At 70.1% G+C, this 14,460-nt stretch carries 15 protein-coding genes; 4 read left to right on the plus strand and 11 right to left on the minus strand.

Going from position 1 to position 14,460, the window contains the following annotated elements:
• The first annotated feature begins 99 nt into the window (after positions 1-99).
• The 3 genes from ACIBZJ_RS07830 to ACIBZJ_RS07840 all read left to right on the plus strand — a co-directional run bounded on the left by ACIBZJ_RS07830 (position 100) and on the right by ACIBZJ_RS07840 (position 2,091).
• Positions 100-921 (plus strand): SAM-dependent methyltransferase, encoded by an 822-nt coding sequence (locus tag ACIBZJ_RS07830; RefSeq protein ID WP_395926770.1) that lies wholly within the window; start codon positions 100-102, stop codon positions 919-921.
• A gap of 10 nt (positions 922-931) precedes the next feature.
• Complete coding sequence (locus tag ACIBZJ_RS07835; protein ID WP_395926772.1) at positions 932-1,174, plus strand: DUF397 domain-containing protein; 243 nt, start codon at positions 932-934, stop codon at positions 1,172-1,174.
• Between the two features lie 74 nt (positions 1,175-1,248).
• Positions 1,249-2,091, plus strand: coding sequence for a helix-turn-helix domain-containing protein (locus ACIBZJ_RS07840; RefSeq protein ID WP_395926774.1), 843 nt, complete (start codon positions 1,249-1,251; stop codon positions 2,089-2,091).
• Between the two features lie 34 nt (positions 2,092-2,125).
• Here the strand turns inward: ACIBZJ_RS07840 and ACIBZJ_RS07845 are convergent, their stop codons facing one another.
• On the minus strand, positions 2,126-3,001 hold the full coding sequence (locus ACIBZJ_RS07845; protein WP_395926776.1) for an SAM-dependent methyltransferase: 876 nt from the start codon (positions 2,999-3,001) through the stop codon (positions 2,126-2,128).
• A gap of 195 nt (positions 3,002-3,196) precedes the next feature.
• Positions 3,197-3,433 (minus strand): DUF397 domain-containing protein, encoded by a 237-nt coding sequence (locus ACIBZJ_RS07850; protein WP_395926778.1) that lies wholly within the window; start codon positions 3,431-3,433, stop codon positions 3,197-3,199.
• A 235-nt stretch (positions 3,434-3,668) separates the two neighbouring features.
• Here ACIBZJ_RS07850 and ACIBZJ_RS07855 point away from each other — a divergent pair, with 235 nt between their 5' ends.
• Positions 3,669-5,306 (plus strand): ABC-F family ATP-binding cassette domain-containing protein, encoded by a 1,638-nt coding sequence (locus tag ACIBZJ_RS07855; RefSeq protein WP_395926780.1) that lies wholly within the window; start codon positions 3,669-3,671, stop codon positions 5,304-5,306.
• Here ACIBZJ_RS07855 and ACIBZJ_RS07860 read toward each other — a convergent pair.
• The 9 genes from ACIBZJ_RS07860 to ACIBZJ_RS07900 are packed head-to-tail and all read right to left on the minus strand — an operon-like array spanning position 5,303 to position 14,320.
• Positions 5,303-6,826, minus strand: a complete 1,524-nt coding sequence (locus ACIBZJ_RS07860) for an RICIN domain-containing protein (protein WP_395926782.1) — start codon at positions 6,824-6,826, stop codon at positions 5,303-5,305. The two genes, ACIBZJ_RS07855 and ACIBZJ_RS07860, sit on opposite strands and share 4 nt — an antisense overlap.
• On the minus strand, positions 6,823-7,407 hold the full coding sequence (locus ACIBZJ_RS07865) for a type II secretion system protein J (protein ID WP_395926784.1): 585 nt from the start codon (positions 7,405-7,407) through the stop codon (positions 6,823-6,825). The genes ACIBZJ_RS07860 and ACIBZJ_RS07865 overlap by 4 nt, the downstream gene beginning before the upstream one ends.
• Positions 7,404-9,308, minus strand: coding sequence for a putative Ig domain-containing protein (locus tag ACIBZJ_RS07870; RefSeq protein ID WP_395926786.1), 1,905 nt, complete (start codon positions 9,306-9,308; stop codon positions 7,404-7,406). Before ACIBZJ_RS07870 ends, ACIBZJ_RS07865 begins: the two co-directional genes overlap by 4 nt.
• On the minus strand, positions 9,308-9,958 hold the full coding sequence (pilO, locus tag ACIBZJ_RS07875; RefSeq protein ID WP_395926788.1) for a type 4a pilus biogenesis protein PilO: 651 nt from the start codon (positions 9,956-9,958) through the stop codon (positions 9,308-9,310). Before pilO ends, ACIBZJ_RS07870 begins: the two co-directional genes overlap by 1 nt.
• A 12-nt stretch (positions 9,959-9,970) precedes the next feature.
• Entirely contained in the window at positions 9,971-10,675 is a 705-nt protein-coding gene (locus ACIBZJ_RS07880; protein ID WP_395926790.1) for a PilN domain-containing protein, read from the minus strand.
• A gap of 25 nt (positions 10,676-10,700) precedes the next feature.
• Positions 10,701-11,723, minus strand: coding sequence for a type IV pilus assembly protein PilM (gene pilM / locus ACIBZJ_RS07885; RefSeq protein ID WP_395926792.1), 1,023 nt, complete (start codon positions 11,721-11,723; stop codon positions 10,701-10,703).
• 16 nt (positions 11,724-11,739) lie between these two features.
• Positions 11,740-12,507, minus strand: coding sequence for a prepilin peptidase (locus ACIBZJ_RS07890; protein ID WP_395926794.1), 768 nt, complete (start codon positions 12,505-12,507; stop codon positions 11,740-11,742).
• A 6-nt stretch (positions 12,508-12,513) separates the two neighbouring features.
• Positions 12,514-12,999: a type II secretion system protein gene (locus ACIBZJ_RS07895; RefSeq protein ID WP_395926796.1), complete on the minus strand. Its 486-nt coding sequence runs from the start codon at positions 12,997-12,999 to the stop codon at positions 12,514-12,516.
• Positions 13,000-13,039: 40 nt separating this feature from the next.
• On the minus strand, positions 13,040-14,320 hold the full coding sequence (locus ACIBZJ_RS07900) for a type II secretion system F family protein (protein ID WP_395926798.1): 1,281 nt from the start codon (positions 14,318-14,320) through the stop codon (positions 13,040-13,042).
• Positions 14,321-14,460 lie beyond the last annotated feature (140 nt).

The following is a 14,460-nucleotide window of genomic DNA, read 5'->3' on the forward strand; positions in this document are numbered from 1 at the left end:
GGCATTGACCGGATGGGGGCCTGCCCCGGTGTCACCGGGTACCCCGGAGTGACACACTGCTGGCTTACGGCACATCCCCTCTGTCCAGTGGAGACGCCGATGAGTGGCATTCCGGCGAACGATCGTCCAAATGCGGCCGGAATATACGATTACCTTCTCGGTGGGACCGTCAATTCCGCGGTCGACCGGGCCGCCGCCGACCGGACGGTCGCTCTGCTGCCCGAGTTGGCGGAATCGGCCTGGGCCAACCGGGGGTTCCTGCAGCGCGCGGTCGCCCATATGGCCCACAAGTGGGGTATCCGGCAATTTCTCGACCTCGGGTCCGGGCTGCCGACGCAGCGCTGCACCCACGAGGTCGTCGCCGAACTGGCCCCGGACGCCCGCGTGGTCTACGTCGATCGCGACCCGGCCACGGTCGAGCGGGCCCGCGGTCTGCTCCGTGGCGTCCCGGGAGCGACCGTGCTGCAGGCCGACATCCGGGAGCCCGACGCGGTGCTGGCCGCCCCGCAGACCCGGGAGCTGATCGATTTCGACCAGCCGGTCGGGGTTCTCCTGGTCGCGGTGACCCAGTTCCTCCTCGACGAGGACGATCCGTGGGGGCTGGTGCGCCAATACCTGGCGGCCGTACCGGCCGGATCCTGCGTGGCGATCTCCGCACCGACCGGCGACAAGCAGTCCGAAGAGCTCGTCGAGCGGGTGAGGTCGTCGATCGGCCGGACGACGAACGGAGCGGTCTCCCGCTCTCGGGCCGAGTTCACCCGGTTCTTCGACGGCCTGGAGATCATGCCGCCCTACGCCGGTGCCGATCCCGTGGTGGTTCACGTCGGTCAGTGGGGTGCCGAAGACCCCGTCCTCGCGGACGACGCGGGCTCGCGCTGGTTCTATGCGGCCGTCGCACGCAAGCCGGACAGAGAGCGCTAATCTGGGAGACGTGCCCCTGCCGCGGAAGCCGACCGTCCACGACCTGCGCATCGACGTTGATGGGCAGAGCTGGCAGCGGTCCGGGTCCGGGCACGGCTCGATCGAGGTGGCTTTTGTCGACGCATTGGACGAGAAGTGGGTGCTGATGAGGGTTTCCGGGGATCCTTCCAGCCGCGTACTCGTCTACGACACTTTCGAGTGGGAGTGTTTTGTGGATGGCGTACGGAAAGGCGAGTTCGACGACGCGGTTTGACCGTGTGACGAACAACCCTGGCCGCCCCGAGTGGATCCCCGGTGAGCGTGCATGCTGACCAGCGGAGGAGTCGAGTGACCACCACGTACGGCGCGACCGTCGCGAAGCGACGGTTGGCGCGCCGGCTGGTCGAGCTGAGGGTGGAGAACGGCTACACCGCGAACCAGGTCTGCGACAAGCTGAACTGGGGCCGGGGCAAGGTCGGCCGGTTCGAGGCGAACGTCTGGAAACGGCCGGAGATGAGCGACGTCCGGGACCTGCTGCGCATCTACGGCGTCCCGGAGGCCGAGCGCGACGAGCTCGAGTCGCTGGCCATGCTCGCGCGTGGCCGTGCCTGGTGGCGCGAGTACGGCGACGTCTTCGGCGACGACGAGTACGCCGGTTTCGAATCCGACGCCGAGCGCGTCTCGCTCTACATGCCACTGATTCTTCCGGGGCTGCTGCAGACGTCCGCGTACACCGAGGCGCACATGAACGTCGGTACCCAGTCGCCGCAGTGGAGGGCCCGCGCGCTGGAGGCCCGGCAACGGCGTCAGCAGGTGCTGGAGGACGACGGTGCCGAACTCGTCGCCGTGCTGACCGAGGCGTCGCTGCTCTACCGGTGGGGGACGCGGGAGCAGCGGCGCGAGCAGATCGCGCACCTGGTCGCGATGAGCCGGCGGGAGCACGTGGAGATCCGGTTGCTGCGCTTCGCCGACGGGCCGCACCCGGGCATGAGCAGCCTGATCAGCATCTTCGACTTCCCGGGCGACGAGCCGGGCATCGCCTATCTGGAGAACGACGCCGCGGTGCAGCAGCTCGACTCGGTGGCCGAGGTCGACGTCTACAAGCGGATCTTCGCCGCGATCCGCGCTGCCGCACTGGAGCCGACGGCCACCACCAAGTCGCTGGAGCAGTTGGCCGACACCCTCGACTGAGACCAGCCACTCGCCGTCAGGAATCGGGCGGCGGTCAGAGGCGGGAAACGCCGCCGACCAGGCCGGCGAAGGCCGGGGGTGGCGCGGACTCCGGCATCCGCCAGCGGGCGACCGGCACCAGACCGGGCTCGACCAGGCCGCACTCACCGAGCGCGGCGCGGATGTCGTGTTCGGACCGCAGCGTCAGCGGCGTCAGCGTGCAGTCGTAGATCAGCCGGGAGATCGACGCGGGGCTGGGCCCCGCGGGCCGGGTGGGCCCCGCCGGTCGGGCCGCCCCCTCCGTCCTCGTCCGACCGGCGGGCGTCGGTGTGGCGGCACCGTGCGAGACGGCGAGCAGGCTCCCGGGGGCGACGGTGCGCCGGAGCGGGCCGAGCACCCGGTCGAGCGGGCCGGGGACGAAGTGCAGGACGGCCAGGCAGAGGATCGCCACCGGCCGGTCGAGGTCGATCATCCGGCGGGTCACCGGGTGCCCGAGAATGCCGGCCACGTCGCAGATGTCGGCGTGCAGCGCACCCACCTGCCCGGCCCACCCGGACGTCCGGGCCAGGGTCTGGACCTGGGTGACCACGCCCGGCTCGATGTCGACCGCCACGACGCGGACGCCGGGCCCGCCGGCGAGCGCGGCATCGGCCACGCCGCCCGGGGACGCGTAGCCCGACCCGAGGTCGAGGAATTGCGTGATGCCCTCGCGCAGCGCGAACTGCACGACCCGGCTCAGGAAGTCGCGATTCTGGCGGGCGGCCAGCGCCACCGCGGGAACCGCCTCGAGCAGTGCGTCGGCCGCCTCACGGTCGGCTGCGAGATGGTTGGTGCCGCCGAGGTAGTAGTCGTACATCCGGGCCGCGTTCGGCCGGAAGCTGTCGACCTCCGCCGGCGTGCCGGGCCGGGGAGCTCGGAGGGTGTCTGGCATCACCAACCGACTCACCTCCGAGACGTACTCGACTTCCAAATCTGTGAAGCACAGATTATGAAGCTATCGTGAGCTGGGCAACACCGCGCGCCGGATCGCCGAAATCTTTCGTCGCCCGCACGGAAACGCGGCGGCACCTAGGGCAGAGGTGCCGCCGCGTCCTACGGTCGCGCGAGGGGATTTTCCCGGCCGCACTCAAAGTGAGTAACGGCCGGCCTTCACATCGGACAGGAACGCGGCGAACGCCTCCCGGCTGACGACGTGCGCACCGCCCTCGGGCCGAGTGCTGTCTCGCACTGCGGTGACGTCCGGCAAGTTGGCGGCCACTTCGACGCAGCCGGTATTCGCGCCGGTGCTTCTCGTGGCTTTCCGCCACCGGGCTTGCGAGAGTTCGACTGCTCGGTCGTTGAAGTATTCCTTCGAGCTGCTCATTCATGTCACCCCGGGTCCTCCGTCTTGACAGGGACAGTCTCGGAGCATACGCCGCTTCAAACTGTGATTCACAAGCGCACTATCAAGACAGTACGTTTCACGATTTGAACCGTGAATCGGCCTGAATTCGTCGGTCGGGTTGCCGGATGCTGACGGACAGTGCGCCGAGGGCTCCACTCCGCGTCGGAGGCGCGGGGGAAACGGTGCCGCCCGACGGCTCGGTACCCTGGCGCGCGTGAGTGCCACGCTGGTCGTCAAGGATCTGTCCGCCGGGCACGGCGACCGCACGTTGTTCTCCGGACTCGACCTCGTGGTCGCTCCGGGCGACGTGATCGGGGTCGTCGGCGCGAACGGGGCCGGCAAGTCCACGTTGCTCCGGCTGCTCGCCGGCCTCGACACCCCGCAGACCGGCTCGGTGCGGCGCAGCCCGTCGGGTGCGACCGTCGGCTACCTGCCGCAGGAGTCCGAGCGGCGCCCCGGCGAAACCGTGCGGGAGTTCCTCGGCCGGCGAACCGGCGTCTCCGCGGCGCAGTCCGCCCTCGACGCGGCCACCGAGGCACTCACCGCGGGCGCGCCCGGGGCGGACGACGAGTACGCTGACGCGCTCGACCGCTGGCTCGCGCTCGGCGGCGCCGACCTGTCCGAGCGCGCCGAGACGGTCGCCGACGACCTCGGCCTCGCGATCGATCTGGACGCCCTGATGACCGGCCTCTCCGGTGGCCAGGCGGCCCGGGCGTCGCTGGCCTCGCTGCTGCTCAGCCGCTACGACGTCGTCCTGCTCGACGAGCCGACCAACGACCTCGACCTCGAGGGCCTGGCCCGGCTCGAGCGTTTCGTCGAGGGGCTGCAGACCGGCGCCGTGCTGGTCAGCCACGACCGCGAGTTCCTCGCCCGCACGGTGACGTCGGTCGTCGAGCTCGACCTGGCCCAGCAGCAGATCAACACCTACGGCGGCGGGTACGCGGCCTACCTGGAAGAGCGCCAGGTCGCCCGGCGGCACGCCCGCGAGGCCTACGACGAGTACGCCGACACGAAACAGTCGCTCGTCGACCGCGGCCGCGCCCAGCGGGCCTGGATGGAGAAGGGCGTCAAGAACGCCCGCCGGAAGGCACCCGACAACGACAAGATCGGCCGGAAGTTCCGCACCGAGGCCACCGAGAAGCAGGCCTCGAAGGCCCGCCAGACCGAGCGTCTGATCGAGCGGCTCGAGGTCGTCGACGAGCCCCGCAAGGAATGGGAGCTGCGGATGACGATCGCCGCGGCACCGCGCTCGGGGGCGGTCGTGGCGACGCTGCGCGGCGTGGTCGTGCGCCGCGGCGACTTCACGCTCGGCCCGGTCGACCTGCAACTCGACTGGGCCGACCGCGCGGTGCTCACCGGCGCCAACGGATCCGGGAAAACCACGCTGTTGAGCGTCCTGCTGGGAAAGATCAGCCCCGACGAAGGGTCGGCCGCCCTCGGGCCCGGTGTCGTGGTCGGCGAGGTCGACCAGGCCAGGGGACTGTTCGCGGGGGAGGGGACGGTGCTGGACGTGTTCGGGCGCGTCCTGCCCGACCAGGCCCCGGCCGAGATCCGGACGCTGCTGGCGAAGTTCGGCCTCAAGGCCGACCACGTCCACCGCGCGGCCGGAAGCCTGTCGCCGGGCGAGCGCACCCGGGCCGGCCTGGCGCTGCTGCAGGCCCGGGGCGTGAACCTGCTCGTCCTCGACGAGCCGACGAACCACCTCGACCTGCCCGCGATCGAGCAACTGGAGTCGGCGCTGGAGTCCTACGACGGGACGCTGCTGCTGGTGACCCACGACCGGCGGATGCTGGACACCGTCACCACCAACCGCCGGTTCCACGCCGACGACGGGAAGATCAGCGAGAGCTAGTTCTCGCTGATGTCCTTCAGCGGCAGCGTCTGCAGGATGCTCGTCGGAGCGTTCCACTTCTGCAGCGCCGAGCCGTCGCAGGTGGCGACGACGATCTTCGAGATCTTCTGCCCGGTGCCGTAGAAGTCCGGGTTCGGGTCGTCGGGGTTGGTCGGGCTCAAGCAGTAGCCGGAGGCGTCGACGATCGTGTAGCTGGTCGCGTACGTGCCGGTCTCGCCGTAGAACGTCCACTGCAGTTCCTGCGCCGTCGACGACCCGGTGCAGCCGACGATCACCACGTACTGGGCCCGCACGGTCGACCGTGGGCTCTTCAGGCAGTACAGCCCGCTCTTGTTCGTGGTGACCAGCGAGGTCACGCCGTCGGTACCGGGCACCAGCGTCGGTGTCGTCCACTTCTGGTTCCAGGTGACCAGCGCCGGGTTCGGCGCCTGTTTGCACTGCCAGGCGATCAGGAACGTCGCGGCGACGTTCTGACCGGTCACGTCGAGGCAGCGGCCGAACTGCCGGAAGTCGACGAGCTGACCGGCCGAGGCACCGGCCGCGCCGGCACCGGTGGTCGGCTCCGGGAAGAAGTTCAGGACGTTGGTGGTGCCGGTCCGGCACTTTCCGGCCGAGCCGGCGCCGAGCGCGAGGAAGCTCCCGGCGGTGTTCGCGCTCTGGACGTTGAAGCACAGGTTGTTGAGTGACGAGCCGTTCGACGTGCCCTCGAGGTTCGCGCTGTCGTTGTAGCTCCACTGCTGCTGCGGCAGCGTGACGACCGCGCACGGCTGCAGGTAGATGATCGCGCCGGCGGCCTGGGGGGTGCCGGCGTCCAGGCACATGCCGAGCGGCATCGTCGGGGTCTTCGACGACACCAGGCTGATCGTCAGGTTGGCGTTGTAGGCCCAGGTCTGGGAGACGCTGCCGTACGTGCACGGCTGCATCGTCAGCGGCGTGCCGGCGATCGGGGAGCCGGAGCCGGCGTCGAAGCACAGGTCGCTGGTAGCGGCGGTCTTGTAGACGTGGACGAGTCCGCCGGGGATGTTCACCGTGCTGGTCTTGAACGTGTACGTGGCCTGCAGGAGGCGGGTCGTGGTCTTCCCGGTGCCGGACTGGTACGTGCCGGTGGACTTGAGCAGCGCGTAGGCCGGCGTGCTGAACGCGCCCGAGCCCAGGATGCACGGGATCGTGTTGTCCTTGAGCCACTTCAGCGGGCGGTTCTGCGGGTCGACCTGGTAGTAGGCGATCGAGACCGTGTAGCCGGCGGTCGCGGCACCGGTCACGGCCGCGAGCGTGCCGCCCAGGTTCACGCACGGCAGCGCGGTCAGGACGCCGGTCCCGGTGCCGTTGTCGGCCGCCCGGATGTGGCCGAGCCCGACGTCGAGGCCGGTCTGCGCGGCGTTCAGTGAGGCGACCCGGGCGACCTCGAGCCGGGTCGTGCCGTTCTGCCCGATCACGGTGTTGACCAGCAGCGTCGAGAGCAGGACGCCGACCATCGTCACGAGCAGGGCGACGGGGAGCGATCCGCGGTCGTCTCTCACGGCACCGCCCGCCCTTCCGCGCAGACCGTCGCCGACTGCGTGTTCAGCGACGTGTTGAGCGCGGTGAACGCCGCGCCGAACTGCCTGCTCACCGCCACCGCCGCTCCGCCGGTCGTCGCGGTGAGCCGGACCGAGAGGCGCTGGAACGTGAACGTCGCGGTGGCCGTGGACACGGTGAACGGCGCCGGGGAGCTGACGTCGCCCGCGAGCTGCGTCCAGGCGGTGGGCGTGACCGTGCTGGTGCCCTGCGTCCAGGACCGTTGCTGCAACTGACCGGTCGACGGGCGGACCCGCAGCTGGGTGCAGATCGGCGTCCCGGTGTAGGTGGTGACGTACTCGACGTACGGCTCGCCGTTCACCAGCCCCGGAGTGCTCAGCCCGGACGCGTACCGGATCTGCCGGTCGAGCCGTCCGAACGCGACCCCGATCTGCGCCTGGCCGTCGGCGATCGCCTGGGCCCGGTTCGTCGCCGAGTAGAGCGAGATGATGCTCGTCGTCGAGATCCCCATGAAGATCGCGGTGATCACCATCGTCACGACCGCCTCGGCGAGCGTGTACCCGGCCTCGTTGTCCCTGGTCATTTGACCGTCCAGACGAACATCCAGTTCGAGATCTTGCCCGCGCCGTCGGTGACGGTGAGCTTCGTCGTCCAGGTGCCGGCCGTCGTCGGGGTGCCGGACACCACACCGGTGCCGGACGCGATCGACATCCCGGTAGGCAGGTTCGCGGCCGTCCAGGTCTTCGTCCCGGAGGCATTGGCCACGACCGGCGTGAACGTGTCGGACTTGCCCTTCGCCGAGCTGCGGTTGCCGCTGGCCGACGTGATGTTGAGCCCGGTCGACGTGGTGACCGTGCAGATCAGCGTCAGGCTCTCGGCATAGCCCTTCGCGTCGGTGACCGTGAAGCCGACGATGTACCGCCCGGCCGCGCCGAGCGTCCCGTAGACCGCACCGGTCGTGGTGTTCATCGTGACGCCGACCGGCAGGTTCGTCGCGGCCCAGACGAACGGTGTGGTGCCGCCGGTGGCCGCCGCGTCGACCGAGAAGATCGAGCCCAGCGCACCGGTCTGGTCGGTGCGCGGCCACTTGATGTACGGGCCGACCGTCCAGGTGAACGCGCCGCTCGACACGGACGTCCCGGCCTGGTCGACGACCGTCGCCTTCACGGTGTACACCCCGGCGACGGTCGGCGTCCCGCTGATCACACCGGTCGTGGCGTTGAAGCTCAGCCCGGTGGGCAGGCCGCTGACGGTACGGGTGTAGGGCTGCACGCCGCCGGTCGCGACGATCGGCAGCGCGGTGATCGCGGCGTTGGTCAGGCCGGACTGCGCGGCTGGCGTCGTGATCGCGAGCGGCGGCACGGTCCAGCCGAACGTCATGCTGTCGGTCTTCGTGTACGTGTCGACGACCGAGATCGTGACCGTGCTGGTGCCGACCGTCGTCGGGACGCCGCTGACCGCGCCGGTCGCGGCGTCGATGGCCAGGCCGGGAGGCAAGCCGGTCGCGGTCCAGGTCAGCGGCGACGTGCCGCCCACCAGCGTGGGGGTGAACGCGGCGGCGATTCCGCCCTGAGCCGTCAGCGGACCGGGCGCGATCAGGTCGGGGAGCGCCGCGACCACCCAGGTGAACGCGGCCGAGCCGATCAGCCCGAACGCGTCGGTGGCGCTGACCACCGTCGGATACGTGCCGGGCAGTACCGGCGTACCGGTGATCACGCCGCTCGAGTCCATCGCGAGGCCCGGCGGGAGTCCGGCGGCGAGCCAGATCAGCGGGGCCGCGCCACCGGTCGCGGTGACGGCGAGCGAGACCGGGACGGTCAGCTCGCCGGTCTGCCGGCCCGGGTTGACGACCTGCGGCGCCTGCGCGATCTCGTTCACCTTGAACACCGGTTCGGTCAGCGCGTTGCTGACCAGAGTCGCGGCGATCTGCGAGCAGCCGGCGTCCGGACAGCCGCCTCCCGACCAGGTCACGAGCGTGACGATCCGGAAGAACTCGACCGACAGCGCGGTCTTGGCCGGCCCGCAGTCGCCGCCGAGCAGCGGCTGCCAGCAGCGCCCGACGTACCAGTTCTGCTGGAACGGGATGCCGTTGAGCAGCACGGTGACCGGGCTGGTCGGCAGCGCGGGGCTGGTGACCGTGCCGCCGGTCACGGTGTCGTCGTACGCCATCATCATCGTGGCGAGGTAGGGCGAGACCGGTGAACCGGTCGGCACCGACGCCCACTGGGTCTGGGTACTGGCCAGGTCACGGCCGCTGGTGACGCCGGAACCCTTCAGGGAACGGACCTTCTCCAGCGCGTCGCTGACGAGCTGGACCGCGGTCTGCGCATTGCTCTGCACGTTCGTCGCCCGCAGGCTGTTGGTGAAGAAGCCCGAGAGCGCGGCCATGACGACGCCGATCAGCGTCATCGCGGCCATCAGCTCGATCAGGCTGAACCCGGCCTCGCGATCGGAGGCCGGGTCGCCGGGAGTCGGCCGACGCATCAATCCGTCGCGGCGAGCGCCGAACCGGCGGCGGACGGCGAAACGAAGGCCTGGAGGCCGAGGGTCAGCAAGACCGACCCACGCAGCGACTCGCTGCTTTCGTTGGGCGCCACGTTCGCGGTGTTGATCAGCACCGCGCGCGGCTGCACGCGCTGCAGCTGGTTCACGAACCCTTCCAGTTTGGACGCCGTACCGACCGCGGTCACCGAGATCGGCAGTGCGTAGACCGTCGTACCGGCGCCTTTGACCTGGGTCGGGGAGCCGACGACCAGGCCGTCGACGCTGATCCCGGCCCGGGTGCCGGAGCTCTGCACGTCCCGGAGGAACTGCGAGGTCGCCGCGGTGGTGGGCAGCGCCTCCCGGGCCGTGTCGTACTTCGACCGGTAGGAGGCCAGGTCGTCGTTCTGTGCTTTCACCTGGGCCAGGCGGCTGCGGAGCGAGTCGGCGTTCACCTGCGCGGTCTCGGTCTGGGCCCGCAGCTCGGCGGTCTGGGCGGTCTGCGGGCGAATCAGCAGGAACCAGCCGACCCCCAGCAGCAGCACCGCACCGACCACCCCGCCCGCGAGCCAGAGCCGGATCGTGTTGCCGCGTAGCCCGGCCAGGTCGGGCAGAGCGCTCGGTACGCGGGCGGACATCGCGCTGAAGGCCATCGTCGTCTCCGCTCAGTCCCTGGTGATCGAGTAGTGGTGGCTGAGCAGCGACTGGCTCAGGTCGATGCGGATCGTGAAGTCCGACCCGCCGTCCTGCACGGTGACGCCGGAGAGCATCACGTTCCCGACGCCGGGAAGCTTTCCGATCGCGTCGGCGTAGGTGGCGATCGCGGGCTTCGACGTGGCCGTGCCGTTGATCGTCAGCGAGCCGATCGGCGTCTTGCCGTCGGCGCTCGGCAACCCGGACGCGGTGGTCGCGGTGGTGTTCGCGCCGGTGGTGCCCTGCGTCGTCGGGTCGGTGAGCGCCACCGTGATGCCGGTCAGCTCCAGACCACCGGGTGCGGCCGCGCGCAGCTTCGCGAACAGCGTCGACCACTGGACGTCGGTGGCGAGCAGCGTCGCGAGCTCGTTGTTGATCCTCGTCGACTGGGTCTGGGCGTTGATCAGCTCGCCGTACTGCCGCTGTTGCTGCCGGAGCACGATCGCCTGCGTCTCGGCGTCGGCCAGCCGGCCCTCCTGACGGGAGGTCTGCCACTTGGAGAGTGCGAACCAGGCCGCGAGCAGCACGATCACGGTGCCGATCGAGGCCAGCACGATCAGCCGGATCCGGACGACCTGGCGCTGCTGCGCGATCTCCGGTGGCAGCAGGTTCGCGCCGAGCGCGTAGAGCCGGTGCGTCGACGCGCCGGACACCGGTGGCGTCATCATCGCGGTCACGAGGCCGCCTCCACTGCCACGGTCATCAGGCTGCCCCCAGCGTCAGGCCGATCGAGACGGTCGCCGAGAGCGGGAGCGCCTCGACACCGGCGTGCCGGGACTGCCGGGTCCGGCGGAGCCGGGCCATCGGGTCGGCGTAGTCGACCGCGACGTCCAGCTGACCGGCCAGCGTGTCCGGCAGGCCGGGCAGCTGGGCGCCGCCGCCGACCAGCACCAGCCGGGTGACCTGGCTCGGCGCGCCGGACGTGGTCAGGTACGCGAACGAACCGCGGATCTCGTTGAGCAGCGGCCGGAGCGCCTCCCGGACCGTGTCGGCGACCTCGGGCCCGTGCTCGGTCCAGAGCCCGATCCGGCACTTGAGCGCCTCGGCCTCCGACGGCGGGACGTTCAGCCGGGACGCCAGCGCGCTGGTGATCTCGGCGCCGCCGCGCGGGATCGTGCGGACGATCAGCGGGACACCGTCGGCGTGCACGACCACGGTCGTGATCTGGGTTCCGATGTCGATGATCGCCTCGACCTGCTCGTCGAGCCGGGCGGCGGCGCGCAGTAGCGCGAGCGAGGCCAGGTCGACACGGAGCACGGTGAGGCCGGCCGCCTCGACCGCGCGCACCGCGGTGAGAATCGGCTCCTTCGGCACGGCCACCAGCAGACCCCGGACGTTCTCGTTGTTCCCGGGGGCCTCGAGCGGCAGGAAGTCGAGTACCGACCGCTCGACCGGTAGCGGCAGCGAGTCGCGGACCTGGAACGGCAGCGACGCCCGCAGGTCCTTCGAAGGCATGTTCGCGACCGTCATCTCGCGAACCACGGCCTGCATGTTCGTGACGCCGAGCACCACGCGCCTGGCGCGGAACCCGGCCGCCGTGCGGGCGTGCCGGACCGCCGCGGTCACGGCCTTCTCGTCGTTCACGACGCCGTTCTGCACGGCGTTCGGGGGCAGCGGCACCTCGGTGTAGTTGATCAGCACCGGCCCGTCCTTGCCGTGCCCGGCCTCGACCGCCCGGATCGACGTCGAGCCGATGTCCAGGCCGATCAGTGTGGTGGGCGCCATGCCGAACTCCTTCTGCTCAGCCGGCCGGGTAGAGGACGGAGAAGTACCAGTTCGCCACCGGTGCGGCGGCGAACACCGCGAGCAGGCAACCGGCCAGCATCGACGGGCCGAACGGGATCGCGGTCTTGCCGGTCGCCCGCCGGGTGACCAGCAGCGCGACCCCGACGGTCCCGCCCAGCAGGAAGCCGGTGAACGTCCCGACCCAGACCGAGCTCCAGCCCAGCCAGCCCAGGAACAGCCCCAGCAGGCCGGCCAGCTTGACGTCGCCGAACCCCATGCCGCCCGGGTAGAGGAACGCCATCAGCCAGTAGCCGCCGTAGAGCACGGTCATCGCGGTGATCGCCCGGACCGCCGCCGTCCAGTCGTTGCTGAGCGCCAGCAGCGCTGCCCCGATCGCGTACGACGGCAGCACGATCTTGTTCGGCAGCCGCTGGACGTCGAGGTCGATCAGCGCCAGCGGGACCGCGATCGCGGCCAGGTAGAGGTACGCCGGCAGCACCCAGCTGACGCCGAACCGCGCGGTGATCGCGACGAACAGGGCCGCGGTCCCGATCTCCACCAGCGGGTAGCGAACCGGGATCCGGGTCCGGCAGTCGGCGCACCGCCCGCCCAGCGCGACCCAGCTCAGCACCGGCACGTTGTGCCGGAAGCGGATCGGTGCCGCGCAGGCCGGGCAGTGCGACGCCGGCCGCAGGAGAGACTTGTCCCGAGGCACCCGGTGGACGACGACGTTGAGGAACGATCCGACGACCAGGCCCAGGATCCCCGCGCAGGTCAGGATCATCGGGATTCAGGACGTCGCCGCGGCACAGGTCGTGAGGCTGGTCGCGCTCGACTTCGCCACCGACTTGCTGGTCGACGAGTTGTAGGAGTAGATCGTCTGGCCGTCGGTGTTCTGACCGCAGATGACGTAGCTGGTCGAGTTGTTCTTGAAGTAGAGCGTGTTACCGGACGAGACCGTGATCGTGCCGGTCGTCCCTCCGCCGCCGGTCAGCTGCAGCGTGATGTTCCCGCCCGGGGTGGCGCTGTTGTCGGTGGTCGCCGGGTACTGGTTGCCGTTCGCGGTGTAGAACTGCTCGACCGCGCTGATCGCGCCGCGCACGTCCGAAGAGGCCGACGTGTTCGCCGCGCCCTTCTTGTAATTGGAGTACAGCGGGACGGCGATCGCGATGAGTACGCCGATGATGACCACGACGACCAGGAGCTCGATGAGCGTGAACCCGCGGTCGTTCGGGCCGGCCTCGCGGTGTGAAGTACGGCGCAGCGCTGCGGTCATTCGGACGTCCTCCTGCGTTTGCGCGCCATGGAGGGGGCAATCACTGGGCGCCTTGGATGTTTTGGTAAATCGTGAACATCGGCAGATAGAGGCAGATGATCATTCCGCCGACAATGACGCCCATGACCAGCACCATGATCGGCTCGATGGACGCGGTCAGTGATTCGGCCGTGCTGTCCACCTCTCGATCGTAGAAATCGGCGACTTTATCCAGCATCTGACTAATCTGTCCGCTTTCTTCGCCGACCTCGATCATCTGCGAGACCATCCGCGGGAACACCGCGTGCTCCGACAGCCGGCCGGACATCGGCCGGCCCTCGCGCACGGCGTTCTGCAGGTCGGTCATCGCGGTGTTGATCACCGCGCTGCCGGTCGTGGCCCCGACGACGTGCAGCGCCTGGAGGACCGGCACACCGGCGCCGAGCAGCGTCCCCAGATTGCGGGCGAAGCGGCTGATCGTGATCTTCGTGAACAGGTTGCCGAACACCGGCGCGCGCATCTTGGCCTTGTCGAACGCGAGCCGCAGCGCGGGCCGCCTGCTCATCTCGCGGCGGAACAGCGTGGTGCCGACGACGATCGCGACGACGATCAGCGGGCCGGACCACACCAGCGTGTGGCTGACGTTCACGATGATCTGGGTCGGCAGCGGCAGCTCGCCGCCGAGTTGGTGGAACATGCGCTCGAACACCGGCACGATGAAGATCAGGACGGCGGCGATCATCAGGATCGCGAACAGCAGCACGACGACCGGGTAGGTCAGCGCGCCTTTGATCTTTCCGCGCAGTTCGTCGTCCTTCTCGAAGTTGCCGGCGATCCGCTCCAGGGCGGCGTCCAGGAAGCCGCCGGTCTCGCCGGCCCGGACCATCGCGCAGAGCAGCGTCGGGAAGACCTTCGGGTGGCGCTCGAGCGCGGCCGAGAGCGCCACCCCGCCCTCGACGTCGATCCGGACGTCGGCGATCGCGCGTTTCAGGGTGGGCTTGGCGGTCTGTTCCTCGAGCACGGCCAGCGACCGCAGCAGCGACATGCCGGACGCGGTCATCGTCGCGAACTGGCGGGAGAACACCGCGAGGTCCTTGAGCGTCGTCCGCCCGGTGAGGCCGGGGATCGAGATCTCCCGCTGCAGGCCGGTACCCGCCTCGGTGATCGAGAGCGGGACGATGCCCTGCTGGCGCAGGATCTGGATCGCCGCGTTCGTGTTCGGCGCGGCGACCTTGCCCTTGGACCGGCGTCCGGCCGGGTCGACGCTCTGGTAGTCGAACGTCTTGGTACCGGCCGGCCGCCCGCCCGCCGCGTGGAGCCCGGCTCCTGCAAACGTCGTCATGCGCGTCCCCTCATCCGAGCCCCCCGCTCTTCGCGCGAGCGCTCATCCGAGCCCCCCGCTCTTCGCGCGAGCGCTCATCCGGGCACCCGCTCTTCGCGCGAGCGCTCATCCGGGCACCCGCTCTTCGCGCGAGCGCTCAT

The organism is Cryptosporangium sp. NPDC051539 (assembly GCF_044454545.1).
Taxonomy (GTDB): domain Bacteria; phylum Actinomycetota; class Actinomycetes; order Mycobacteriales; family Cryptosporangiaceae; genus Cryptosporangium.

Coding starts and splice junctions, on each gene's coding strand:
- ACIBZJ_RS07845 (WP_395926776.1), bottom strand. CDS start 3,001: ATGCCAGACACCCTCCGAGCTCCCCGGCCCGGCACGCCGGCGGAGGTC.
- ACIBZJ_RS07890 (WP_395926794.1), bottom strand. CDS start 12,507: ATGATCCTGACCTGCGCGGGGATCCTGGGCCTGGTCGTCGGATCGTTC.
- pilM (WP_395926792.1), bottom strand. CDS start 11,723: ATGGCGCCCACCACACTGATCGGCCTGGACATCGGCTCGACGTCGATC.
- ACIBZJ_RS07900 (WP_395926798.1), bottom strand. CDS start 14,320: ATGACGACGTTTGCAGGAGCCGGGCTCCACGCGGCGGGCGGGCGGCCG.
- ACIBZJ_RS07895 (WP_395926796.1), bottom strand. CDS start 12,999: ATGACCGCAGCGCTGCGCCGTACTTCACACCGCGAGGCCGGCCCGAAC.
- ACIBZJ_RS07865 (WP_395926784.1), bottom strand. CDS start 7,407: ATGACCAGGGACAACGAGGCCGGGTACACGCTCGCCGAGGCGGTCGTG.
- ACIBZJ_RS07870 (WP_395926786.1), bottom strand. CDS start 9,308: ATGCGTCGGCCGACTCCCGGCGACCCGGCCTCCGATCGCGAGGCCGGG.
- ACIBZJ_RS07850 (WP_395926778.1), bottom strand. CDS start 3,433: ATGAGCAGCTCGAAGGAATACTTCAACGACCGAGCAGTCGAACTCTCG.
- pilO (WP_395926788.1), bottom strand. CDS start 9,958: ATGGCCTTCAGCGCGATGTCCGCCCGCGTACCGAGCGCTCTGCCCGAC.
- ACIBZJ_RS07830 (WP_395926770.1), top strand. CDS start 100: ATGAGTGGCATTCCGGCGAACGATCGTCCAAATGCGGCCGGAATATAC.